General features: G+C 49.7%; 24 protein-coding genes. 15 read left to right on the forward strand and 9 right to left on the reverse strand.

The features are described 5' to 3' along the window. Positions 1-104: 104 nt before the first annotated feature. The 8 genes from GY634_RS08005 to GY634_RS08040 form a co-directional block, all read right to left on the reverse strand. The gene (locus GY634_RS08005; protein WP_166408019.1) at positions 105-1,274 is read right to left on the reverse strand and encodes a YncE family protein; all 1,170 of its coding nucleotides are present in this window, start codon (positions 1,272-1,274) and stop codon (positions 105-107) included. Between the two features lie 35 nt (positions 1,275-1,309). Then, positions 1,310-1,609 carry a DUF3325 domain-containing protein gene (locus tag GY634_RS08010; RefSeq protein WP_166408020.1) on the reverse strand — a complete coding sequence of 100 codons (300 nt, stop codon included), beginning with the start codon at positions 1,607-1,609 and terminating at the stop codon, positions 1,310-1,312. Then, positions 1,609-3,234, reverse strand: a complete 1,626-nt coding sequence (locus GY634_RS08015; protein ID WP_166408021.1) for a PepSY-associated TM helix domain-containing protein — start codon at positions 3,232-3,234, stop codon at positions 1,609-1,611. Before GY634_RS08015 ends, GY634_RS08010 begins: the two co-directional genes overlap by 1 nt. Then, positions 3,231-3,512 carry a DUF3649 domain-containing protein gene (locus tag GY634_RS08020; protein ID WP_166408022.1) on the reverse strand — a complete coding sequence of 94 codons (282 nt, stop codon included), beginning with the start codon at positions 3,510-3,512 and terminating at the stop codon, positions 3,231-3,233. Before GY634_RS08020 ends, GY634_RS08015 begins: the two co-directional genes overlap by 4 nt. A gap of 5 nt (positions 3,513-3,517) precedes the next feature. Continuing rightward, positions 3,518-5,950, reverse strand: a complete 2,433-nt coding sequence (locus GY634_RS08025; RefSeq protein ID WP_242683648.1) for a TonB-dependent receptor — start codon at positions 5,948-5,950, stop codon at positions 3,518-3,520. Between the two features lie 147 nt (positions 5,951-6,097). Continuing rightward, positions 6,098-7,108: a FecR family protein gene (locus GY634_RS08030; protein ID WP_166408024.1), complete on the reverse strand. Its 1,011-nt coding sequence runs from the start codon at positions 7,106-7,108 to the stop codon at positions 6,098-6,100. Between the two features lie 39 nt (positions 7,109-7,147). After that, positions 7,148-7,636, reverse strand: coding sequence for an RNA polymerase sigma factor (locus GY634_RS08035; RefSeq protein WP_166408025.1), 489 nt, complete (start codon positions 7,634-7,636; stop codon positions 7,148-7,150). A 158-nt stretch (positions 7,637-7,794) separates the two neighbouring features. Continuing rightward, on the reverse strand, positions 7,795-8,508 hold the full coding sequence (locus GY634_RS08040) for a TerC family protein (RefSeq protein WP_166408026.1): 714 nt from the start codon (positions 8,506-8,508) through the stop codon (positions 7,795-7,797). Between the two features lie 544 nt (positions 8,509-9,052). Here GY634_RS08040 and GY634_RS08045 point away from each other — a divergent pair. The 14 genes from GY634_RS08045 (at position 9,053) to GY634_RS08110 (ending at position 23,522) form a co-directional block, all read left to right on the forward strand. Continuing rightward, entirely contained in the window at positions 9,053-10,150 is a 1,098-nt protein-coding gene (locus GY634_RS08045) for an ABC transporter substrate-binding protein (protein WP_166408027.1), read from the forward strand. Beyond that, positions 10,147-10,998: an ABC transporter permease gene (locus GY634_RS08050; RefSeq protein WP_166408028.1), complete on the forward strand. Its 852-nt coding sequence runs from the start codon at positions 10,147-10,149 to the stop codon at positions 10,996-10,998. The genes GY634_RS08045 and GY634_RS08050 overlap by 4 nt, the downstream gene beginning before the upstream one ends. Continuing rightward, entirely contained in the window at positions 10,998-11,777 is a 780-nt protein-coding gene (locus GY634_RS08055) for an ABC transporter permease (RefSeq protein WP_166408029.1), read from the forward strand. Before GY634_RS08050 ends, GY634_RS08055 begins: the two co-directional genes overlap by 1 nt. Before the next feature lie 30 nt (positions 11,778-11,807). Next, positions 11,808-12,653 carry an ABC transporter ATP-binding protein gene (locus tag GY634_RS08060; RefSeq protein WP_166408030.1) on the forward strand — a complete coding sequence of 282 codons (846 nt, stop codon included), beginning with the start codon at positions 11,808-11,810 and terminating at the stop codon, positions 12,651-12,653. A 16-nt stretch (positions 12,654-12,669) separates the two neighbouring features. Beyond that, positions 12,670-14,025, forward strand: coding sequence for an LLM class flavin-dependent oxidoreductase (locus GY634_RS08065; protein ID WP_166408031.1), 1,356 nt, complete (start codon positions 12,670-12,672; stop codon positions 14,023-14,025). Next, the gene (gene ssuE / locus GY634_RS08070) at positions 14,022-14,615 is read left to right on the forward strand and encodes an NADPH-dependent FMN reductase (RefSeq protein ID WP_166408032.1); all 594 of its coding nucleotides are present in this window, start codon (positions 14,022-14,024) and stop codon (positions 14,613-14,615) included. Before GY634_RS08065 ends, ssuE begins: the two co-directional genes overlap by 4 nt. A 19-nt stretch (positions 14,616-14,634) precedes the next feature. Further along, entirely contained in the window at positions 14,635-14,853 is a 219-nt protein-coding gene (locus GY634_RS08075) for a TOBE domain-containing protein (RefSeq protein WP_166408033.1), read from the forward strand. Between the two features lie 349 nt (positions 14,854-15,202). Next, entirely contained in the window at positions 15,203-16,663 is a 1,461-nt protein-coding gene (locus GY634_RS08080; RefSeq protein WP_166408034.1) for a M81 family metallopeptidase, read from the forward strand. A gap of 43 nt (positions 16,664-16,706) precedes the next feature. Continuing rightward, positions 16,707-18,290 carry an ABC transporter substrate-binding protein gene (locus GY634_RS08085; protein ID WP_166408035.1) on the forward strand — a complete coding sequence of 528 codons (1,584 nt, stop codon included), beginning with the start codon at positions 16,707-16,709 and terminating at the stop codon, positions 18,288-18,290. A gap of 48 nt (positions 18,291-18,338) precedes the next feature. Beyond that, positions 18,339-19,283 carry an ABC transporter permease gene (locus tag GY634_RS08090; RefSeq protein ID WP_166408036.1) on the forward strand — a complete coding sequence of 315 codons (945 nt, stop codon included), beginning with the start codon at positions 18,339-18,341 and terminating at the stop codon, positions 19,281-19,283. Between the two features lie 86 nt (positions 19,284-19,369). Continuing rightward, on the forward strand, positions 19,370-20,146 hold the full coding sequence (locus GY634_RS08095) for an ABC transporter permease (protein ID WP_207625542.1): 777 nt from the start codon (positions 19,370-19,372) through the stop codon (positions 20,144-20,146). Between the two features lie 2 nt (positions 20,147-20,148). Beyond that, positions 20,149-21,807, forward strand: coding sequence for an ABC transporter ATP-binding protein (locus GY634_RS08100; protein WP_166408038.1), 1,659 nt, complete (start codon positions 20,149-20,151; stop codon positions 21,805-21,807). Continuing rightward, positions 21,804-22,676: a carbon-nitrogen hydrolase family protein gene (locus GY634_RS08105; RefSeq protein ID WP_166408039.1), complete on the forward strand. Its 873-nt coding sequence runs from the start codon at positions 21,804-21,806 to the stop codon at positions 22,674-22,676. Before GY634_RS08100 ends, GY634_RS08105 begins: the two co-directional genes overlap by 4 nt. 606 nt (positions 22,677-23,282) lie before the next feature. Next, positions 23,283-23,522, forward strand: coding sequence for a BrxA family protein (locus GY634_RS08110; protein WP_001353740.1), 240 nt, complete (start codon positions 23,283-23,285; stop codon positions 23,520-23,522). A gap of 187 nt (positions 23,523-23,709) precedes the next feature. Here GY634_RS08110 and GY634_RS08115 read toward each other — a convergent pair whose 3' ends face one another. Next, positions 23,710-24,687, reverse strand: a complete 978-nt coding sequence (locus GY634_RS08115; RefSeq protein ID WP_166408040.1) for an integron integrase — start codon at positions 24,685-24,687, stop codon at positions 23,710-23,712. A gap of 331 nt (positions 24,688-25,018) precedes the next feature. Between GY634_RS08115 and GY634_RS08120 the strand changes: the two genes are divergently transcribed. Further along, the gene (locus tag GY634_RS08120; RefSeq protein WP_032491390.1) at positions 25,019-25,819 is read left to right on the forward strand and encodes a subclass B1 metallo-beta-lactamase VIM-5; all 801 of its coding nucleotides are present in this window, start codon (positions 25,019-25,021) and stop codon (positions 25,817-25,819) included. The last annotated feature ends 9 nt before the right edge of the window (positions 25,820-25,828 follow it).

Here is a 25,828-nt window from a genome sequence, read left to right on the forward strand (position 1 = left end):
CTATTATTTTTGAATACAACACCTTAGCTTTAGCCAGCATCAAAAAAAGAGCGTTATACCCCATGCCACAACCAGGGTATAACGCTCTGTGCTAGGGTGACGCTTTATTCAAAAGATAGCTTGGCTACACTCTCGTTGCTGCCTTTAGTGGCTTGTTCACCATTTTTAATCGACACATACAACGCCCCCGTTTCAGGGTCTAAACGTGGTGTGTTCGGGAAATCAGGTAACGCGATACTGTGCAGTTCTCTATCGTTATCGTTACGGTCGTAGACCGTCACCGTACCAGAGACGCGGTTGGTCACATACAAACGGCCACGCTGTTCATCTAAAGCTAAATTCACAGGGCCAGTTCCGGTAGGAATACTTTTCTCTACCACGCCTGTTTCAGGATTAATCACCACCACACGGTTACCGGTACCACGGGGTTGGTAATCCAGTTTTGCTAAATTTTGTCTGACACCATCAACGTTGGCACCACCTTGGTCAATCGCCAAGATACGGCCTGCCTTGTTATCAAACACCATGTTCAACAACTGGTCGGCCTGCACTTCCATCACGCGATCAAGCTCTAAGGTTTTGGCATCCACCACAAACACTTGACCCTGCATGTTGGCAACATAGACTTTGCCCGCATTAGGGTCCATCGTCACACCAGCCGCACCAAAACCGAAACCTGGCATCACTTTTTCTACTGCCAAAGTTTTTAGGTTCACCACATACAATGAGCTGTCATCTATCCAAATACCGGGGGCAAACAAACGCCCTGTGGTGTTATCTACCAGTAGCTCACGCAAGTTGTGTGGATAACGTACGGTAGGTTTCCCATCAAAACCCAAGGCGTTTATTTTCTCGGCCAGCTTCGCCACGCCCACCACATGGTTGGTGCGTGTATCAATGACGGTAACGGCTGCATCAAACGCATTACCTACATATAAACGGTTGTTGGCATCATCAAGCGTGACGCCCAAACCTGGGAAATCCAAAGCAATTTCTGCTTCTACCGCCAACGTATCTGGGTTCAGACGGAAAATCTTAGGCGCTGCAGCCCCTTCACCTTGACCGCCTACCGATGCGACAAACACCGCCTGCTGTTTAGGCGAATAGGCCAATTCGTATAACGCCGGCGCAACTGCCGTACGCAACACAGTAGGAGCTGCTACTTCTGCCGTCATGGCATTTCCTTGTACTGATGTCGCTCTAAGGTCTTTAGACCCTGCGCATCCTGCGATTAATGCTGCTACCACTACGGTAGAAATCAGAGCTACTTTCATGTTTACCTCGTTGTTTTGTTATTTCACCTAACTGATTAACGCTGTTTCAAGCGTGTAAGCAGAACAAAAAAATACAGAACCAACCCCGCAGCCACACTGGTATGCCCGCTGTATGCTGCCAAGCCTTTTCCCCATCCAAACTGCTGTACGGCCATGACTGCTGCCACACTCAACAACAACCACCCCATGCCGCGTAATGTGCGAGTCACACGTGTGGATAGTGCTCGTTCAAACACATCCTCTTGATGCCGGATCATGCTCAAACCCAAACACAAGAAACCCAGCCACGACATTAGCAACAGCGCAATGTGCGACCCCCACCATGCTTGCTCCATCATGACTCCTGTGTGGTTAATGCTGGCGCGGCGGCAGGCGGCCGTTTTTTCACGACGGTGCGTGCTTTAGCAGGCTGATGCCGCGCTACCCGCCATGCCATCGCTGCATGCACAATCGCCAACAGCCATAGGCTTAGGTCAAAGCTCAAAAACAACCATCCTGTTTGAGCCAAGCTGGATTGCATGCCCTGTCCTAACCCCAACATATTTGCAATAGGGAGCAAAAAGCACAGCCCTGCCGCCACTGCCAACAACTCTACCCACGCACGTTTAGCTGGCCGTAGTAACGCCCACACCAAAGTGGCTAGCCACACTAAGAAGAAACCGTGTATTTCCCACTGCGCCCGTTCTAGCATTTCTACTGGCAACCAACGATTCATCCAGAAGAACGCCACCATGGCCACCGACAACCCCGCAATAGAGGCAATGTTGAGTCGCTCCACCAGCCTAAAGCCAAAGTACGGTTTTTCTGGATCGGGCAATTTGCTGCGACGTTTCACGGTCCACAACACCAGCCCTGACCCCACCATCGCCGTACCCACTAGGCCCACAATGAAGTACAACCATCGTGTTTCTATATCGGCAAAACGCCCTAAATGCAGGCCATAGAGCACACCTTGCGTTGTTGCTACCGCACCAGAGCCATCTTTGGCGTGCAATAGCTCACCCGTCACGCCATCAAAGACCACGTACTTAGCTGTGGTAGACACTCGTGCCGTCTGGCTTTGCACCATTGATACGCGCGCATTAGCATCGTTTATGTTGCTCACTTGTACGCTACCTACGGTAGATTTTCCCCATCGCTGTTCAGCTTGCTCAACCAACGGTGCTAATGCCACTAAGGTTGCCGGCACACCCGCAGGCTTCGGAGCCGCTGGCTGCATAAACCGCATCTCACTGGTAACCGCGGCTTTATCGGCCGGCGTAGGTAAACTTTGCAGCCCCCACGGCATGTACAACACCATCAGGGTGACCAAGCCACTCCACGTAATCATGAAGTGAAATGGCAGCCCAAATACCGATAAAGCAGCATGCGCATCTAACCAAGAACGCTGCCCTTTTCTGCGCCTAAAGGTAAAGAAATCAGTGAAGATTTTTTTATGCGTGATCACCCCACTAATAATGGCCACCAGCATGAACATGGCACAAAAGCCGATAATCCATCTGGCCCACAAGCCCGACATATAGTGAAAGTTAAAGTGAAACGCGTAGAAAAAATCGCCCCCACGGGTAGCCCTAGCGCTAACTTCTTGCCCACTAGCGGGGTCCAGCGTGACGCTTTTAAACCCGCGCCCACCGGCTTGTGGGTCCCTCCACGATGCTGTGATAGTAGGCTTACGCTCTGTGGGCAACTGAATGCTGACCTGGGTTAACGCCGGCTGTTGCTCACGTAGGCTATCTACCGTGCGCTGCACCAACGCGGACACTTCGCCCGTATGGTGTTGCACCGCCAGTTCAGGGCGCATGTATTGGGTGATTTCTTCTCTGAAAAATGAGGCTGTACCGGTTAGAAACACGGCATAGAGCACCCACCCTACCAGCAGCCCTGTCCAAATGTGCAGGTCAGACATGGTTTGGCGTATGCCACGCGGTTTGGGCGCTGCTTTTTTGATGACCTCGCTCATAGCATTGCCCTCAAATCAGGCCAATGTGCCATAGGCCACAACACCGCCACCGGAACCATCACCCCCAACCACGCTCGCTTTGCTGAACGTACCGCAAACACCCAAATCACGACAGCCGCATACACCAAAAAGCTATACAACATGCCGAGCATCGCCGCCTCGGCGGGCTCTTGTGGTAAGCGCAACATGGCAATAGAAAATAAGGCAGCCACCACATATCCACCCACGATGGCCGCCACACACCGCGACATCAGCGGCAAATAACGCAATGCTTGCATGCCGCTTAGAAGTCCACGCTAGCCGAGAACATAATGGTACGAGGCGCGCCTAAACCACTGCCCAACGAGCTGGCCCAGTAGGCTTTATTGCCTACGTTTAATACTTGCGCACGCAAAGTCACATCTCTACCCGCAATCACGGTGTTATAGCGTGCGCCCACGTCATAAATGGTACGACCAGCCACAGACAGCGAGTTATCCGCATTGATGTATTGCTTGGACGTTGCAACGGCATTCGCGGTTAAGGTCAAACCATGCAGGTATGGGAAATCCCATTCCACACCAGCTTTAGCTTGCCATCGTGGCGTAGAAGTAGCGTAACGCCCTTGATTCACTCCACCAGCAGTGCGAGTCAACTTAGCTTGGGTATACGCTACGCCCCCTAACACTCGTATACCTTTACCTGGCTCACCCATGAAACCGAACTCCAGCCCTCGGTTACGCTGTTCGCCATCAAATGAAAATACATTCGTAACCGGGTCGGTATAGCTGCTGGGTCGTTTGATTTCAAATGCACTTAACGTGGTCATGAAATCACCCGCATCCCACTTAATACCCACTTCGTGCTGTTTGGTTTTATACGGTGCAAACACCTCACCCGCATTCGCAGCGGTAACCGGTGCCGTCGCCCCTTGGCTTAAACCTTGTATGTAATTGCCATAGAGCGAGACTTGCTCTGTCACTTTGAACAATGCCGCTACCGTTGGCGTAAACGCCCCCTCGTCATAACGAGCAGTTCGTCGCCCTGTATTCGCATCAAAGGTATCACTCACAATATTCTGGTGACGTATGCCTACCGTAAGCTGTAAGCGATCATCAAACAAGGACAGCATGTCCGCCACGCCTAGGCTGGTAATTCTGACTTCACCTGTTTTAGGCAAACTCGCATACCTAAAACTGGTATCGACTTTGGGGCCCCACTGCGGATCGTAAATGTTGGTGATCCAGTCGGTGGGCATCATATTACGTTGAAAACCAAAGTAATAATCGTGATGATAATAAGAGGTATTAAAAGCCAATTCGTGACCAATAGGCCCCGTATCAAACTGTGTACGTATACCCGCATCAGCAGAGTCTTTTTTATAGATCATGCGCTGAAACGAAAAATTGTTCTTGTAATCACCCTCTTCATTGAAAAGCGTGTTGGTTGAACTGGCTAAGGAATTAAACTTTGTTTTGCTATGACCATAATTGGCATAGGCCATGGTTCTGTCGGTGATATCCACTTCTGCATGCAACAGAGCCGCTTTGTCTTCGGTGGTAGTGAACGTCCAATCCGGCGCCAATAGCGTGTTGGATTTCGGAGGTTCGGGCACTTCCATGCCTTTGGCTAGCGAAATACCGCGATTCAACCCGCTGATATGGTCTTTATTGGTGTACAAGTCTGCGGAAATACGCACACGATCCGTGCGCCAATCTAGGCCCAACGACGCTAAGTCAGCGCGTTTGGATTGACCTTTGACAGCACTGTCACCATCTCTATACATGGCATTAAAGCGTATGCCGAACTGCTTGTCTTCACCAAAGCGCCTACCCAAATCAATGTGGGTACCAAACTGCGATTTCTCGGCATACGTACCTGTCAGGCGCGCCAAAGGCTCATCCCCTGCACGCTTAGGCACCAAGTTGATGCTGCCGCCCACTGAACCACCAGGAGGCATACCATTGAGCATGGCTGCAGGCCCTTTTTGTACTTCTACCCGCTCAACAAACTCTGGGGTAATACGCCAGTAAGGCACCATACCGTACAACCCACCCAGAGCGATGTCACTATTACTGACTGAAAAGCCACGCAAACTAAAGCTATCCCCAATCATGCCAGTCGTCCCATTACTAAACACACTGGGGTCAGTGGCGGCAATAATGCTAGACAGCTCTTGGGCTTGCTTATCTTGTATGTAACGCTCGGTATAGCTCACGACGTTAAAGGGCGTATCCATCACGTCTTTGTTACCCAACAGCCCGACGCGACCGCCGGTAGCAATCTGCCCACCTGCATACGCCGGTTCCAGACCGTTTTCTGTTCGGCCCGATACTTTAATCGCGCTTAATTGCGTGGTTTCCCCGGCTGTAGCGGAAGCGTCGCGTGACAAGGTCACATTTCTACCTTGGCGACGATACTGTACCGACGTACCTGCTAGCATGCGCTGCAACGCTTGCTCAGGCGTCATTACCCCTTTAATCGGCGAAACACGTATGCCATTGACGACGTCCGGCGTGTAAAAGAACTGCAAGGAGGTTTGACGGCCAAGCTCTATCAGAGCCTCATCCAACGACCGCGCAGGCAGATCAATAGATACCGCCGCATCTTGTGCCTGTACCCAGGATGAAAAGCCCACCATACCTACCGACATCACGGCAGCAGTAACCAACCTCAAACTCAAGACAGAACGACATGCCAAGCGGCGCGGCGCATGATAAGCAGAATGACGACTCACGATTCCAAGCATCCTTAATGCAGCATGAAGGCACCACCACATGGCAGTGCACAATACACAGTTATGAGGTCATCCCCACAACCTCTTCATGCATACAGACGCTTTACCCCCACCGCAACCTGAATGAGAGTCATTCTTATCTTGTTACTAATTGTAAAATCGCTGCAAAGGGAAGATCTCAAACACGCCAGTCTGCGTATTTTCTTTCACACCAACAGGGATAATATGCGGCAGCGCTTCTAAGAACGCATAGGGGTCATCCAATCTAAATACCCCCGATACTTTTAACTGCGCCAATTGTGCCGTCGTAAGCTGTACCGACACGGCGTTATACCGTTTTAATTCTTGAATAGCATCGCGCAAGGCCGTGCCTCTAAACACCAGCTTACCTTCGCTCCACGCCACCGCCTTGTGAGTATCAGCAGGCACAGCAGTGAGCACGCCATCCGTTACCCGTAGTGCTTTACCAGCTACCAAAGCTTGGCGCTGCGTGTTCCAGCGCGGTCCGGTTTCCACTTGCACAGACCCTTCTAATACCGTCACCGTAAAGCCCTGATCGGCTTGATAGATAGTGAACTGAGTTCCTGTCACCTGCACGGATCCCGCCTCCATCTGTACGATAAAAGGCGCATTTTCTACGGTTTGTACGGCAAATAGAGCCTCACCTTTTTGTAGGCGTACTACGCGCTTGTTCTGGCTAAACTGTACCTCAGCAACCGTATCCGTATTCAGCATCATGCTGGAACCATCCGGCAGCAATACATTGCGTTGCTCGCCTTGTGCTGTGAGATAGCGCTCTTGAAAAGTAGTGGCTCCCCCCCATTGCCAAGGGCCTACCGTTACGGCGGCTACGCTAGCTGCGCCTGCCATCGCCAATCCGTACCCCAAGAAAGCACGACGCGAACGTGCCGCTTTACGGCGATGCGGTGTTTCCACTGCGCGTGGCGATGCTTCGTAGGACTGCGGTATGTGTTCAGTAACGCTCCATAACGCTTGAATACGCTGAAAGTGCTCCAAATTTTTGGGGTCGTGAGCTATCCACGCATCAAAGGCTTGTTGTTCTTGCGACGACACATTGCCCGAGCGGAAACGCTCATACCAATACGCCGCTTTATCTCGGGGATCAGTCAATGTGTCTACGTCTATACGGTCACTCATGCGCCACGCCACCTCTATCAATACAAGACATCAAAACACTCATAAATGATCTTGTAAATGTCGGATGGTACGCATCATATAACGCTCTACCATGTTTAGGGATACACCCATTTTCTGGGCGATCTCGTTGTTGCTAAGCCCTTCTACCTGACGCAACCTGAAGGCCTCTTGGCAAGTATCAGGTAACAACGCCAAAGCCTGCTGCATGGTACGCATCAACTCATTGGCCTCATAATGTTCTTCTGCACTGGCAGACGTAGGCACGGCATCGTCAGCGAGATCATCCACATTTTGCGTTTGCCTCACCTGTTCAGATCTGAAAATACTCACCGACTGATTCATCACCATACGGTGAAAATAGTGCGTTGGATTTCTGGGCGCCACCTGCCCCATCTCTAGCATTTTGAGTGCAGCGTCTTGCACAGCGTCCTCGGCATCCTGCTGAATACCGGCGCGCTTAACCCATCCTCCTAGCAACTCCGCATAACGAATAAGCCAGTTTTTCTCTGGCACCACAGGCTGGGTCATGACCGCACACAATTTGACTCAAAACACATAACGATAATAATTATCATTTATTAACGAGAAAAAACCAAGAACTACCCCATTTAGTCTCGCTATGCAGACAAAAAAACAGCCATGGAAACCCATGGCTGTTTTGTCGCACCGCTACGAATGACTCGATATTAGGCAGCAGGCGTAGCTTCTTTTTTAGTTTTACGGCTAGCCATCCATTTACCTATCACCACGATCAACACAGCACCAGCAATGTGCGCGCCGTAGAACACGGTATTGCTAGGCTCGCCAAAGCGTTCCGTGTAGGCAATATCGGTCACCATTAGGCCACCAGCGATCCAGCCCAACAACGCAGCACCCAAGGTCACAATCACAGGGAAGCGGTCAATCATTTTCAGAACAATGGTGCTACCCCAAACGATGATAGGAATACTCACTAACAAACCAAAGATCACCAAGCCCAACTGATGACTTGGGTCTGCCATCTGTGCTGCGCCCGCAATAGCAATCACGTTATCTAAGCTCATCACAAAGTCAGCGATGATAATGGTTTTAATGGCACTCATAATAGACACGCCACTCTTGATATCGCCATGCTCGCCTTCCTCAGGAATCAGCAAGCGAATCGCCACCCAGGCCAACAGCAAAGCACCAACGATTTTTAGATATGGGATAGCCAACAAGGTCAGAGCAAAAGCGATCAGTACCACACGCAAGATAATCGCGCCGGCTGTCCCCCACAGTACCCCTTGCATACGCTGTTTAGCAGGCAAGTTACGACACGCTAACGCAATCACTACCGCGTTATCACCGCCCAGAAGAATGTCGATCATGATGATCTGAAAGACAGCTGCCCAACTAAGCGTTTGCAAAAATTCCAACATAAGCACTCCAAAAACAAAAAAAGCCTGATCCAAAAGGACAGGCTTTCTCGTGATGGAGTCGTACCTTGCCCTTTGACGGCAAGGTCTTGCTTGTAACGATACAGTCTAAAGCCTGTGTGTTACCCGGGCACCGGGAGTACTCATGGTACTGCCGTGATGACGATGCGACGGAAATTAAGCTACTCCCCTTGATTGAGCGATTATAGCGAAGAAAACGTTAAAGAGTTGGTTTTACTGACGCTATACCGGCATAAAAGCGAAAACCCGTTGGTAAGGCTACACAGCACCACCTACTTGTTACACGCTCCCACAGTAGAGTCTAGAGGCATGTATGGCTCTACACCACCGTAGTTTTATAACAAAAACGTATATTTATAAAAAACATTTATGTACATAAAAATAAAATCTCTTCATTTTCCACATATTCGTTAATTATCAATTTACTTATTATAAAAATTAAAATTTTTAAATTCTTATAATTTATTTTTCAAAAAAACTCATTCACCTATCATAAAAAAACTATTTCCGTATCTTGGAGTTTTTTATGCTGGGTAGATTATCAATTCAAAAAACAGTACACGCCCTTTTACTGCTAGCTGGCGTAGTCAGCGTCACTAGCCTTACACCTGCTTATGCTACTGAAGCACCGAAAGCCATACGTATAGGCGTTGCTACGGCTGGTGGTGGTGATCCTATTACGTGGGGGGGATCACCTGGCAGCATCGTCCGCGAGAATAAGTGGCTGGAGTCTGCATTGGGCGACACCGAGGTGCAGTGGTTTTTCTTTAAAGGTGCTGGCCCAGCTGTTAATGAAGCTCTTTCTAATAAACAAATTGATTTTGCTTATTTAGGCGACCTGCCCACCATTATTGGAATTTCTAACGGATTAAACACCAAGGTTCTATTAGCCAGCGGACAACGCACCAACTTATATTTAGCCACTCCAAAAGATTCAGAAATTTCTACCATTGCGGACCTTAAAGACAAAAAGGTAGCAATTTTCAAAGGCACGAATGGCCATTTGGTCGCTAATAACCTGTTGCTGGATAGCAATCTTAAAGAAACAGATTTACGTAGCATCAACTTAGATACGGGCAGCGCCCAAGCAGCTTTGGTATCTGGCAGCATTGATGCCGCTTTTGGCGGCTTTGAGTACATACGTTTGCTCAACGACGGCTTGATTGCTGTGCCCTACTCCACCCACGGCAAAGACCCACGGTTCACTCGTCAAACATCACTCGTCACCCGTGACGACTTTATTGCTGACTACCCAGAACACACCCAAAAAGTCGTGGACGAGTTTGTACGTGCGGCACACTGGGCCTCACAAGAAGAAAACCGCGAGGCCTTACTACGCATCTGGGCAAAAAGTGGCGTGCCCTATGAGTCCTTTGTCGTGGAGTTTGACGGCACGCCACTGGCTCAACGCAATAGCCCATTGCTAGATAACTTCTTCAAAGGCCGCTATCAGGCCGTCGCCAACGACGCCAAAGAACTGCAATTCATTCGTCGCCCCGTAGATGCTAGCCAAATTTTTGACGACCGCTTTCTGCAACATGCACTACAAACCCAACAATTGACCGACTTTTGGGTGGCCTATGAGGCCGATGGCACAACCCCTAGCCCCAAGAGCGCGCAATGAGCCTAGCCCCTCAAGACAAACTGGTGCAGCCACTACGCCCTCACCGCACTAACCGCTACCCATGGGCAACACAGCTTAGTCATGCCGCTTCGCTGTATGGCCAAGCCTTACTCGTGCCTGTTGTGCTGTTTGCCGTGTGGGTACTAAGCACTGAACAAGGCTGGATCTCGCCCCAAGTGTTGCCCCCGCCGGCTTACGTATGGGAGTCCCTGTTGGACTTAATAGGTAGCGGCGAATTATGGCTGCATGTGGAAGCCAGTGTGCGACGCGTCGCTGTAGGTTATGTGGCCGGCTCCATCATAGGACTAGCGCTGGGCATTGTGGTGGGCGTATCTAGGCACGCAGAACGTTTGCTCATGCCTACGTTAAATGCGCTGGTGCAAATCCCCGTATTGGCATGGTTGCCGTTTGTGATGCTGTTAGTAGGTATTGGCGAAGCACTGAAGTACATCTTGATTGCCAAGGCTGCGCTAGTTCCTACGTTAATGAGCACCTTTCAACTGCTACGCCAGCAACCCCAACGCTTACTGGAAGTGGCCCATGTATATGGCTACAGCCCTTCGCAACGTTTTTTGCACCTTAGCCTGCCGGCTGGTATTCCCGTGCTGTTTACAGGTCTACGACTGGGCTTTACCAAAGCCTGGTTGTCGTTGGTAGTCGTTGAACTCGTGGCCTCAAGTGAAGGCCTTGGTTACCTCATTGTGTACGGTCGACAGCTCTTTCAACTGGATTTAGTGATGGCAACGGTGTTCATCGTAGGCCTGATTGGTTTGCTGATAGACCGTGCACTGGACTGGCTAGAGCGTCGTGTACTGACCTCGTCCACCCCTAGAACAAGGATTGTGTAATGCAGCACCCTACTACACGCTTACAGCATCTGCTGTACCGCATCGAACCGTGGTTACTGCCTACGTTTCTAGTCCTACTGTGGCAATGGGCCGCTGCGCAGCAGCTATGGCATTCCTCATTACTCGTGTCGCCAGCTAGCGTCTGGCAGCAGCTCATCGAACTGTGCCAAACAGGGCAATTACAGCGAGCCATTCTTGCTAGCGTATCGCGTGAGCTAAGTGGTTTCTTTATTGGCTCTGCCCTTGGTTTGCTACTGGGTATCACGCTGGGGCTATCTACACGCTTTAGGCAGCTATTAGGCCCCAGTTTCAACACCTTTAAACAAATTTCGCTCTTTGCGTGGATTCCACTGATTTCTGTCTGGTTTGGACTAGGGGATACCGCCAAAGTTGTGTTTTTATCGCTGGCCGCCCTCGTACCCGTCACCGTTTACACCGCCGATGGCATTCAGGCCGTGCCCTTACGGTTACTTGAGGTAGCCCGTGTCTATCACTACAGCACCGCACAAACCATTGCCTACGTTATTTTGCCTGCTGCCTTACCGGCCATTTTCACCGGTATTTACTTAGCACTGATCTACTCCTGGCTTGCCACCATCGGCGCGGAATACCTGCTGGTTTCCGGGCCTGGATTAGGCACTATTTTGATTGAAGGCAGTGAGCTATTTCGCATGGACCTAGTGTTGATAGGCATGACCGCCATTGGGCTGATTGGCGCCTTACTGAATTGGTCTGCTCGCCTTCTAGAACGACGCTTGCATCTGTATTTTCCGCAATAGCGCCTCACCTGAACGCACAAAGAGGTCTGTATGACACGTCAGCAAAAGCCTGCACTCACACTGCAGCACATCAACAAATACTTCCACCAACCCGACAGCCACAACACCCTGCAGGTACTGGATGACATCAACCTAGACATACGCCCGGGCGAGTTCATCAGTATCGTAGGCAGTAGTGGCTGCGGTAAATCCACCTTGCTACGCCTGATACTCGGGCTAGACACCGACTTCGACGGCAGCATTACCTTAGATGATGCGCCCATACGCGGCCCCGGCTTAGATCGCGGCATTGTGTTCCAAGATCACCGCTTACTGCCGTGGCTATCGGTCAGCAAAAACATCCAGTTCGCACTGCGCAATAGCAAACTGTCTGCCCAAGAGCAGCAAGAGCGTGTGCAGCAGCATATAGATCTAGTGGGCCTACAAGGCTTTGAACACCACCTGCCCAGTGCAATCTCGGGCGGTATGGCGCAACGCGTTGCCATTGCCCGAGGGTTGGTCAATCGCCCTGCTATTTTGCTGCTAGACGAACCCTTAGGTGCATTAGACGCCCTCACTCGCACACGCTTGCAGAACGAAATACAAAACATCTGGCAAAAAGAACAGATCACCATGATCTTAGTCACCCACGATGTAGATGAAGCCGTGTTTTTGGGTGATCGAGTGGTGATCATGCAGCCCAATCCCGGCCAAATACAACGCATCGTAGACATTGATCTAGAGCGCCCCCGCAATCGTAGCGACCCGCGTTTCATTGCCTACCGCGACAACATCCTTAGCAGTTTTCTAAACACATCCTCTACTCCACCCTCCACCCCGCCTGCCCCTCGCGCCCCACTCTGGACCACCTTAAATGGGCTCAATGTGGCGTGGTAATTTCACAGGAAAAATCATGAGCAAACCGTTGAAGAAACAAATAAAGCTAGGTGCCTTTCTGATGCAAACAGGCCACCACATTGCTGGTTGGCGTCACCCGGAAGCAGCGGCAGAAGCTAGCTTTAGCTTCCAGCACTACGCCGACTTAGCCAAACGTGCCGAAGCTGCCAAGTTTGATGCTGTGTTCTTGGCAGACTCGGTAGGCGTACGCCAGCCAGACAAATCGGCACTATTTAGAAGCGCCAGAGCCGCACACTTTGAACCGCTGACCTTACTGTCTGCCCTAGCCGCCGTCACCCAGAAAATTGGGGTAATAGGCACGGCCTCTACCTCGTTTAACGAGCCTTACACACTGGCCCGCCAATTTGCCTCGTTAGATCAACTGAGCAATGGGCGAGCAGGCTGGAACTTAGTCACCTCCAGCAGCGGCGAAGAGGCCAAGAATTTTGGCTTAGAAACCCACTACGCCCACCAAACCCGCTACCAACGAGCGCAAGAATTTCACGATGTGGTAACAAACCTCTGGGACTCCTGGGATGAGGATGCGTATGTGGGCGACAAAGTCCAAGGCATTTATACCAAACCTAACTCAGTGCGCCCCTTAAACCATCGTGGTGAGTTTTTCTCGGTAGCTGGCCCATTAAACGTGACGCGTTCCGCCCAAGGCCATCCCGTTGTGGTGCAAGCAGGCGCTTCTGAGGCAGGCCGCAGCCTAGCCGCCGCCACTGCCGAAGTCATTTTTGTAGCTCACCAAACGCTGGAAGAAGGCCAGCAGTTTTATAAAGACATCAAAAACCGCGTAGCGGCATTTGGGCGCAACCCTGATCACACTTTAATCATGCCCGGCGCCTTTCCTGTGATTGGCGAATCCCGAGCACACGCCCAAGAAAAGTTCGAACAACTGCAAGAACTCATACACCCCGAGGTAGGACTGGCATTGGTATCCAGTTTGCTAGGCATTGACCTGCAAGGTGTGGATGTGGATAGCCCTCTACCCGCCATCCCAGAAACTGAAGGCGCTAAAAGCCGTCGCCAATTGCTGCTGGATCTAGCCGGTAGAGAACAGCTCAGCATACGCGACCTGTACCTAAAAATTGCTGGCGCTCGAGGCCATTGGCAATTGGTAGGCACGGCCAACGACATTGCCGACCAACTACAACTCTGGTTTGAAAGCGGCGCTGCCGATGGCTTCAACATCATGGCTCCGTGGTTGCCTGGTGGCTTAATTGAGTTCATTGACCACGTACTGCCGGAGCTACGCCGTCGCGGACTGTTCCGCACAGAATACAGCGGCAGCACCTTACGCGAACACCTAGGCTTGCCCATTCCCGCCACTCATGCCTCCAGAAAACTGCAAGGAGCCGTGGCATGAGCCAAGCCTATGACCTCGTCGCCATCTCTGGCAGCCCCAGTGAGCGCTCCCGATCAACCAGTCTGTTGAACTACTACACCGCTGCCTTGGAACAATTAGGCCTACGTGTAAAACACATACGCTTGGGCGACTTGCCTGCTGAAGACCTGATTTTTGGACGCTACGATGCACCGGCCATTACTGCGTTACATCACCACATAGCCGAAGCAAAAGCCGTCATTCTGGCTAGCCCTGTGTATAAAGCCACCATCTCGGGTGGCCTTAAAGCACTGCTGGATGTACTACCAGAAAATGCGTTTGCGCATAAAACCGTGGTAGCGCTAGCCTCGGCGGGCAGTTCTTTGCACCTACTAGCGCTGGACTACAGCCTAGGGCCCATTCTGGCCGCACTGGGCACGCCCAAAGTATTAAAAGGCGTCTATGCCGCACAAAGCCAGCTTACCGCTGTGGGTAACGGCTTCGAGCCCGCTGCCGACGTACGCACTCGCTTGGATCAAAGCATCAAAGAGCTACACCACGCCTTGAGCCCCATAGAACCCGCTCTAGCTAAGCAAGACGCGTGGATCAACCGTCACTTTATTGCCGTTTAACCTTACAAAGGAAATCATTATGAGCACCCCAATCATCAATGCTAGAAACCAATTCAAAGGCACTATTTCTGCCATTAACCGTGGCCCTGTGGTGTCTGAAGTTGAAGTCACCACGCTGTCTGGACTGGTTACTTCAGTCATCACCACCCGCTCTATTGATGAACTGCAATTGGCTATAGGCAGCGAAGTGCTCGCGTTTGTGAAAGCCACTGAGGTGGCTGTAGCGAAGTTGGCCTAACCATAAAAAAAGCCTGGGTGGTATGCCCGGGCTTTTGCAAAAATTTACAACAATAATACAAAGCACACTCTCATGGGGCTCGCCCCCGCCCGGCCCCTCGCGCCACCCAATCAGCCCTTCCTCTTTGTAGAAATTCCGCTGTGCGGAACTCTATCTGTCCTTCATCAGCGTTAACACCAATCGACTACAAATGTTTCACGATTCTATTATTAAATAACACTTGTTTCATAAAAATATTCATATAAATCATATGGATAAAAATATCAATAAATAAACCGGAATTAAAAACAACTTTCCAAGCAACACAGCATATCTATTTCAGAAGTTTTCTCACTTAGGAGTAAGTTACATGAAATATCGCATTGCTTACGCAGGGTTTGCTTTAGAGTCCGTAAGCTCCTCCCCTTTCATCATTGATCAGGATTTGTTTGAAAAAAATGCCCTCCATGGCACGGAGCTATTAGAAAAACAGAAAGGGACAAATACCGTTGCCGGTGGGGTGATAGAACAGTTAGAAGAAGAGTCCATGCAATGCATTCCTATTTTTGAAAGTAATGCTGGTGCACTAGGACCTGCCTCAGACAATGCCGTCCGTTATGCCGAACACGAAATCATTACAGGATTACAGGCAGCAGGACATCTGGATGGCATTGTGTTGTTTCTGCATGGTGCGTGCTGGGCACCCAGCTATCCCGATGTAGAAAAATACATTATTGATGCCGTACACCATGCTTTCCCAGACACTCCCATCGTGGTCGCATTGGACTATCACGGCAACGTCAATGCAGATACCTTCACTCATGCAAAAGCTGCTGTGGCGTACCATCACTCCCCCCATACCGATATGGGCGAAACAGGCAAACGTGCCGTTAAGATACTGTCGCGCATTTTACGTACCGGACAAATCCCAGGCTTTGCGCTTGCTCACCCCAATATTGTGATTCCCTCCATCATGTCAGCGACAGCTCTGGAACCACTTGCAAGCATCATTGCAAGTGCTCGCAATCTGGAGAAAACGGGAGATTGTGATATATCAGTGATGGCTGGCTTTGCTTATGCAGACAGCCCCAACACAGGTATGACTGTCATGTGCGTTGACTGGGATGGGCAACACGCAGCACACGACAAAGCAGACCAACTCACTAAAGCACTACACGCCGAACGCAAAGCTATCTCCACCGCACAACCCGTCATGAGCGTGGAGCAAATGCTTCAGACGTTAACGCCTTTCGCACCTAAGTCTCGCCCTACTGTCGTGTTAGAGCACGCCGATAGACTCAACGACTCCACACACGGTATGCACGCATTACGGGGTAAACCAGTGGGACGTGTGGCCGTGCCTTTCTTGTTTGATCCTCACACAGCAAAACAAGCGGTAACGGCAGGTAGCGGTGCAGAAATTCAGGTGGCGCTTGGCGGCCATAGTTCTCATCATGCAGGCACCCCACTTACCGCTACGGCGAAAGTCATTTGGAGCGGCGAAAAAAGCTATGCCGTTTCCGGTCGGATGATGCATGGCGCTCAAGTGAATCTTGGTGCTACGGCCTTACTGGAAATAGACAACTTGCGCATTTCCGTTGTCTCAGTATTCGCTTTCGCAATTGATGGCGACCCCTTCTATATCTTCAATGAGCGCCCTGAGGACTATGACGTCATCTTGCTACGCTCTAAAACGCATTACCGGGACTTTTATGTTCCACGAGCAGAGCAGATTCTCATTATTGACACGCCCGATCTGGGCCCTGCCAACGTTAAGCAACTGATCTATAAGCAGCTAAATACCTCTACTGCCTACCCTTGGCACCAGTAGTCATCATTCTGAACTCGATAATAAAGACATCAGGAGACAAATAATGAAGAACAGCACGCTCTCAACAATTAGTGCCGCACTACTGGCCGCCAGCCTCAGTTACAGCTCCTTAGGATGGGCAGAAAATGTGCTCAACGTTGTACCCCATGCTCCCTTACGCACACTAGACCCCTTAGTTTCCACCGCCAACATTGTTCGCACACATGGCTTCATGGTATTTGACACCTTGGTAGGTATGGACTCGTCCTACCAACCACAGCCACAAATGGCAGACTTCACTATATCGGATGACAAATTAACCTACACCTTCACCTTACGGGACGGCCTACTGTGGCACGACGGTACCCCCGTAACAGCTGAGGATTGCGTGGCATCATTACGTCGATGGGCAGCCCACGATACCGCTGGAAAACGCATGATGGCTCTTGCTACCTCGCTAGAAGCCACCTCTGATCGTGAGTTTGTACTGACCATGTCCGAACCCTTCGGATTAGTACTGGAGCTGCTGGCCAAACCATCGCCAGTACCCGCCTTCATGATGCCTCGTCGCTTAGCGGAAACCCCTGCCGGTGAACAAGTAACAGAAATGATTGGCTCTGGCCCGTTCCGCTTTATCGCGGATGAATATCGCCCCGGAGATCAAGTGGTCTACGAGCGTTTTACCGATTACAAACCTCGTGCTGAAGCAATGGACTGGACGGCAGGGGGCAAGCAAGTCAAGGTTGATAAAGTCGTTTGGAAAAACATGCCTGACATGCAAACGGCACTCAATGCGCTACAAGCCGGCGATGTGGATTTTGTAGAGCAAGTCGCCGTAGACCTCCTTCCTTTATTGGATATGAATCCCGATATAACGACTGGCCGTTTGGTGACCTTAGGTAGCCAAGTGACCGGACAATTCAATCACCGTATCCCACCATTTGACGATGTGAAAGTTAGACAAGCTGCTGTCTTAGCCCTGGATCAGGAGCTAATGATGCGTGCCGCATTTGGCGATCCCAAACACTACACCCTGTGTACTTCGGTATATGGCTGTGACGTTCCCCTAGCATCTGATGCTGGCGCTGAATACTACACCGGTACGGCAGAAGAACGCATGGGTAAGGCACAACAGTTACTTAAAGAGTCCAGCTACGATGGCCGTACCCTACTCATCATGCAGCCTACTGACGTTGCCACCCTCAATACTCAACCCATCGTTGCGGCAGAAAGACTACGTGAGGCCGGATTTACGGTTCAAGTCGCTCCCATGGACTGGGGTTCACTACAAGCACGTAAAGATAGCTGGAAGCCCGTAGAGGAAGGCGGCTGGAATATGTTTTTCACCTTCTGGGGCGTAGCGGGGATCTGGAACCCTCTCGTCAATATGCTCATTGATGGTACAGGTGAGGACAACACCTGGGCAGGTTGGCGCGTCAGCCCTGAAATAGAAGAACTACGACAGAAATACGTACGCTCTACGGACCCTGCCGAACAAAAACAAATCGCACGCGACATTCAACAAATCGCCCATGACCAAGGGTTCTATTTCAATGGCGGTGAGTTTGGCATGGTTGCAGCGTGGCGTAATGAGATCAAAGACCTACAGCCAGGCCCGCTTTCTTTGTATTGGGGTGTGCATAAGTAAACAGCATACACGCGATCCTTACCCACACTTCCAAGGGGGCTTCATCTCATGATTCGCTTTTTTCTAAGGCGATTACTTATCGCCATCCCCGTTTTATTTTTTGTCGCACTGTTTATTTTTCTTTTATTACGGCTCACCCCGGGCGACCCTGCCACGATTATTGCCGGTGAAATAGCCTCACCAGAACAGATAGAAGCCATACGTGCCCGACTAGGCTTAAATGCACCATTGGGCCATCAATTTGCTACATGGATGGGGCAATTATTCATGGGTGATTTTGGCCACTCATTAATTTCCAAAAAACCCGTTTTACAACTAATAGGTCAACGCGTAGGGCCCACACTATCACTGGCTATAGTCAGCATGTGCTTAACACTACTCATTGCATTGCCTCTAGGCGTATTAGCAGCATGGAAACACGGTGGCCTTTTAGATCGTACAGTCATGGCAATGTCAGTGTTGGGCTTTTCAATCCCCATTTTTGTGACCGGTTATGTACTGATTGGTATTTTTGCCGTTAATTTTGGCATTTTTCCTGTTCAAGGCTACCAACCCATCTCTAATGGTATAGGCCCATTTCTCTATAGGATATTTCTACCAGCTTTAGCACTGTCTTCTATCTTCATTGCTTTAGTCGCAAGAATGACACGCGCCTCTATGCTGGAAGTGCTACGTGAGGATTACGTACGCACAGCCAGAGCTAAGGGCCTACAAGAGCGTACGGTGCTGTTCAAACATGCACTACGTAATGCAGCCATTCCTATCCTGACGGTAGTAGGTACCAGCTTTGCTGCCATGATCGCTGGTGTAGTAGTGACCGAAACGGTATTTAACATCCCCGGTCTAGGCCGCTTGGTTGTGGATGCCGTGCTCGCCCGAGACTACCCCCTTATCCAAAGCATTATTCTGCTCACTGCGGCCTGCTACGTGATTATTAATCTGCTTGTAGACCTTTCCTACGCGTTAACTGACCCAAGGATTCGTTATCAATGACAGCCAGTATTTCTCAGAGCACTCACGTCATGCCAAAACGACGTTTTTTTCAGAGCCGCCCCCACTGGACAACAGTATTCGCCCTCATGATTATTGTTGGCTTTATTGGCGTAGCAGTTTTTGCACCCCTTATTGCTCCGGTGGAACCTACTCGTATCAATCCAATGGTACGCCTGCAAGATAGTTCTATCCATTACTGGCTAGGTACAGATGCCTACGGTAGGGACATCTTTTCTCGCTTAGCCTATGGAGCACGGGTATCGCTCTTAGTAGGAGCAGGCTCCACGCTAGGTGCACTCATCATAGGACTGCCCTTAGGGCTCATCGCAGGATGGTTCCCACGCATTGACACGGTGCTGATGCGCATGATGGATGCCTTAATGGCCATTCCAGGCATTTTGTTGGCCATCGCTATCGTCGCCTTGACCAAAGCCAGCTTGCTGACCCTAATCATCGCGATTATGTTGCCCGAAATACCGCAAGTCGTCCGTCTGGTACGTTCTCGTGTCCTAGCCACCGTATCAGAACCATATGTACAAGCCTCCATCCTGTTGCACACCCCTACCCTACGACTTATCTGTAGGCATTTATTGCCCGCCACCGTAGCTCCGTTGATTGTGCAAGCCACCTTTATCTACGCCGCTGCCATTTTGACCGAAGCTGCCCTCTCGTTTTTAGGGGTGGGCCTTGGTACAGAAATCCCCAGTTGGGGCAACATGATGGCCGAAGGACGTGTGTACTTTGCCATGAAACCATGGCTGATTTTCTGGCCTGCGCTTGCACTCTCGTTGTGTATTCTTTCTATTAACCTGCTTGGGGATGCACTGCGTGACCGTCTTGACCCCAAATTAAAAGGACGCTGATTATGACTACCGTAGCCACTGTGCTCTCCATACACAATTTGCGTGTCAGGACGAAAAACTCGAATACAACTGAAATCCTGAAGAATATCCACTTTGATATTCACCCTGGTGAAACACTGTGTCTAGTCGGTGAGTCCGGCTCAGGTAAATCTGTCAGCTCCTTAGTGGTGATGGATCTGCTGCCTCATGATGAGTTGGAAGTCATGTCTGGCACGGTCATGCTTGGCACAGAAAATATCTTAACCAACAGCTCTTCCCGTAATCGCCAATTACGTGGTGCTGACATGGCAATGATTTTCCAAGAACCCATGACCGCCTTGAACCCCGTCTTAACGATTGGCACGCAGATGGATGAGGTGTATCTGGCACATACCAATCTCAACGCTACCCAGCGTTATAGCAAGGCACTGGAAGCCTTTGAGTCCGTAAACTTGCCTAGCCCTGACCGAATCTACGCTAGTTACCCACACCAGCTTTCTGGTGGCCAACGTCAGCGCGTCATGATTGCCATGGCGTTAGCCTTAAAGCCAAAACTCCTCATCGCCGATGAACCCACTACTGCACTGGATGTCACCACGCAGAAACAGATACTGACACTCATCAAAACACTGCAAAAAGAGCAGAACACCGCTGTACTCTTTATCACTCATGATATGGGTGTAGTTGTGGATATTGCGGATCGTGTTTGTGTGATGCGTCGTGGCGAAATCATGGAAACGGGTAAAACACTGGATATTCTTAGCAACCCTCAAACCAGCTACACAAAGGAATTGCTACGCGCTGTTCCCTCATTATTACCTCGAGATGCACATGAGGCCCCAGTTACCCCCCCTATCCTAAAGGTAGACACACTCTACAAACAGTTTTCCTCCCACACTTGGCTAGACCGCTTACTAAAGCGCCCCGACCATAGCGTCAATGCGGTCAACAATATTACCTTCAGCCTCTCACGTGGCCGCACCCTAGGTATCGTCGGCGAAAGCGGCTCAGGAAAATCCACCTTAGCCCGTTGTCTTGTTAGACTGGAAAACCCCAGTGCAGGATCAATTTACGTCAATGGACAAGACATCGCCTTCCTACAAGGCAGCCAAGCACTAGAGCCTGCCCGCAAAACCATGCAGATGGTTTTTCAAGACCCAAACCGTTCACTCAACCCTCGTATACCTATTAGCGAAAGCATTATAGAAGGGCCCATCAATGCTGGTGAATCCAGAAACAGTGCACTAAAACGCGCTGCAGAATTAGTAGAGTTAGTGGGACTCCCTGCCAATAGCCTAGAGCGATTTCCACACCAGTTTTCTGGTGGTCAACGGCAACGCATTGCTATTGCCCGAGCATTGATCATGAACCCCGACATCATTATTGCTGATGAAGCCGTATCAGCACTGGATGTATCGGTACAAGCACAAGTGCTTAACCTGCTGGCCGATATTAAAGAGAAACGAAACTTGGCCATGTTATTCATTACACATGATCTACGCGTTGCCGCCCAAATCTGTGATGACGTATTAGTGATGCAAGCAGGGAAAGTGGTAGAAGCAGGCCCTGCCAAAGAGATATTGATCCACCCTAGCCACGACTACACACGCTCACTTATTAATGCAGCCCCAGGACGAGATTGGGACTTCATACACGGCCGTCGGATAGAGGAAACGGTATGATCGCTACCAGCTTAGTACAACTAGACAGTAAAACTCTTTCGCCTACCTATAATTTTCAACGCGTTGCCGAATTTATACATGCGGAAGCAGCGGCTGGCGCTCAGCTTATTCTATTTCCTGAACTCGCGAACACGGGCTATATAGAACCCATTTCACCGGGTAGTGGGTTTCATGCCGACGTCCCTCACTACGGCACAGCACTCTACCAAGCCTGCGCCACACTGGATGACGACAACATCAAGAAATTGATTGCACTAGCTGCTCAGTACAACATTCATATCGTTATAGGGCTTGGACTACGCGATCCCACCCTATCCGGTGTAATGCATAACTCATCTGTTTTGATTGGCCCCTATGGCATAGTAGGCCACTACAACAAATGGCATTTATGGCAAAACGAAAAGCTCTACTTCACACCGGGTAACACTGTTTCTACTTACGAAATTTTAGGTACACGGCTAGGTATGCAGGTGTGCTATGACATACGTTTTCCAGAAATCACACGTATCTTAGCCATGCAAGGTGCATCCATCATTACCAATGTGTGGGCCTCCGCTTTCCCGGAGGATGCTCCTGTATCAGACCCAGACCTATTCATACATCGCGCCTACACACGAGCCATAGAAAATGGTGTTTTCTTTTTAAGTTGTAATCGCTCAGGCACACACGGTAATTTTCGTTTCTTAGGCCGTACCTGTGCTATTGTCCCCGACGGCACGCTACTAGGCGAACTCGCTCATGACCAAGAAGGTGTATTACGGGTACAAATAGACCTGTCTTTACTCGAAGCCTACAGAAGCTTTACCGGTATTTGGGCAGATAGGCGACCTGATTTGTATGCGCAGTACTTTGCTTCGCCCTCTTCGTAAACGGCTTCACCGTCAGCTCCCCCCACAAACAAGAAGGCCTGAGTTCCATAACATGTAGAACTCAGGCCTTACATAACTACTACGCTTGCTACAGCACTGTGGGCGGACAAAATAGTTGGGAACTGGGAGGGGTGGAAATGGAGTTTTTAAGGATTATTTAGGGAAGAGTGACAAAATAGATGGGAACTGGGTGTAGCGTCGTAAGCTAATACGAAAATTAAAAATGACAAAATAGTTTGGAACTAGATTTCACTTATCTGGTTAACTAATCTAGCTAACCTGCCGCTCAGCTTAGTACGATCCTATATCCAACTGATCATAATCCTTTCATCAGTATCCCAAATTAAATCCCCCTCCTAGACTGCCTCACCAACACTTTACAGTGATCCCGTATTTCCGGACAGGTGATTGATTTTTTTCGCTTGTACAGGTGTTAAGCCACAGTTATCTTGATGTGGACATTATGCATTGTAATAGCCCATTAACATGCGCTAAGAGCATAAATTAATATACAGTAACAAGCATTACGAGGTGCTAATGTTTGGAAAGCAGCCTCTTCCAACTACAATAATAAGTTAACTATCCTCCACCCACAAATAATTACAAATGACCCCTTTCCGCTATAACTCCGATCTCACCAGCGGCTCGCTACAAACCCGAGAGTGTCGCATTATTACTGGCTTGTTACTCCAAGAGCTTGATGAAGCTGCCTGGGATAAAGCCATGTATAAGGAAAATGTGCTTCAGAAACGCACGCAATCTACGGTAAGACGTATTTCTTCAGCGCTTAGAAAACGCCTAGAACACCTAAGCTCTGACTTTTGGGCTTTTGCGTTTTTATGTTAGGCATTGTCTGGCAACTGGAGGAAGTGTAATGACCATGAATGGTCACTGTGATTGACAGTATCTTGCTTAAACTTATCTGAACAATGGTAGAACTGGCTCATATTTATCCCCTCTATGATTGTTTATCTTTTTCACCATAAAAAGTATCAGGGGCTACTCAGGGCTACATAAAGATATTTATCTACTTTTACTGATTGATAAGTAGCATCAGTCCATCCGCAGGACTGGTGGTGCCGGCAAAATGCTGACCCAACACATGCGTATAGATTTGCGTGGTCTTAACATCGTTATGCCCTAAGAGTTCTTGCACGGTGCGAATATCACGCCCAGCTTGCAATAAATGCGTGGCAAAAGAATGCCGAAAGGTATGGCAAGAAATGCGCTTATTAAAAATACCCGCTTTTCCTACCGCCTGCTTCAATGCTTTACGCGCAACAGAATCATGTAAATGATGGCGGCAAAGCTTTCCAGATACTGGATGAGTGCAAAGTGTTTGCGAAGGAAAAATAAACATCCACGCCGCTTGCCGATACGCTGACGGATATTTTTTATCCAACGCAAACGGCATAGATGGTCCCACACCTTTGGCATTATCCGCCTGCTGAATAAGTAGCGCCTGTTGAATCAGCGCCTGAATATCGGGAATAAGTTTAGTCGGTAATAAGGTCGTGCGGTGCTTATTGCCTTTACCATCCTGCACAGCAATGCAGCCCAAATTAAAATCGATGTCTTTAATACGCAACCGTAAACATTCAGTAATACGCAAGCCCGATCCATAAAGTAACGAAAAAATAACCTTGTTTCGTAGATTATCGACCACCTGTAAAATGCCTTGGATCTCAGCAACTGATAGCACAGTGGGCAAATGCCTTGGCTTGGACGCCGGCACAAAATCCAGCTCACCAAGCGAGCTATTTAAAAATTGGTTATATAAAAAAGCGAGCGCATTAAGGGCGATTTTCTGAGTGTTGGTCGCAACATGTTCATTGTTGGCCAAATGCGAAAGAAAAAGCCGAACCTCCTCGCCAGTCATCGTATTTGGATGACGTTTGCCGTGAAATAAAATAAACCGCTTAATCCAGTGGATGTAAGTTTTCTCGGTGCGTAATGAGTAACCTCTCTGGCGCATATCTTGGCTAATGCTCAATAAAAAAGGGCTTTTCATAGCAACTCTCAAATGCTGTTCATTTATACAGTATATTTAGCCAAAATCTTACATTATGCACGCTTTCATACACAGCTTATGCCTGACTATTTATCGAACTAAATAAATATTCTTTATAAAACAATGAGTTATGAATTTTTGGCGAAGATTTCTGAGCATGAGCTTGCGACAAAACAAGCATGCTCGTTTTATCGCTATAAGAAAGTTGACTAAGCCTCAGAACTTGTGCAGAATCATGGGCTTAAAATAAATAAGGAATAGGGTGCTTGGTAGAGAAACGAGCATGCCTATGAATAAAATGTTATGCCGCACTCACCTCTATGGAGTCTTGATGTTAAAAGTTATTAGTAGTTTATTGGTCTACATGACCGCGTCTGTCATGGCTGTAGCTAGTCCGTTAGCCCATTCCGGGGAGCCGAGTGGTGAGTATCCGACAGTCAACGAAATTCCGGTCGGAGAGGTCCGGCTTTACCAGATTGCTGATGGTGTTTGGTCGCATATCGCAACGCAGTCGTTTGATGGCGCGGTCTACCCATCCAATGGTCTCATTGTCCGTGATGGTGATGAGTTGCTTTTGATTGATACAGCGTGGGGTGCGAAAAACACAGCGGCCCTTCTCGCGGAGATTGAGAAGCAAATTGGACTTCCCGTGACGCGTGCAGTCTCCACGCACTTTCATGACGACCGCGTCGGCGGCGTTGATGTCCTTCGGAAGGCTGGAGTGGCAACGTACGCATCACCGTCGACACGCCGGCTAGCCGAGGCAGAGGGGAACGAGATTCCCACGCACTCTCTAGAAGGACTCTCATCGAGCGGGGACGCAGTGCGCTTCGGTCCAGTAGAGCTCTTCTATCCCGGTGCTGCGCATTCGACCGACAATCTGGTTGTATACGTCCCGTCAGCGAACGTGCTATACGGTGGTTGTGCCGTTCTTGCGTTGTCACGCACGTCTGCGGGGAACGTGGCCGATGCCGATCTGGCTGAATGGCCCACCTCCGTTGAGCGGATTCAAAAACACTACCCGGAAGCAGAGGTCGTCATTCCCGGGCACGGTCTACCGGGCGGTCTAGACTTGCTCCAGCACACAGCGAACGTTGTCACAGCACACAAAAATCGCTCAGTCGCCGAGTAGCAGATGCGG

The sequence above is a fragment of the Paenalcaligenes suwonensis genome (genome assembly GCF_011290505.1).
GTDB classification, from domain to species: Bacteria; Pseudomonadota; Gammaproteobacteria; order Burkholderiales; family Burkholderiaceae_B; genus Paenalcaligenes; species Paenalcaligenes suwonensis.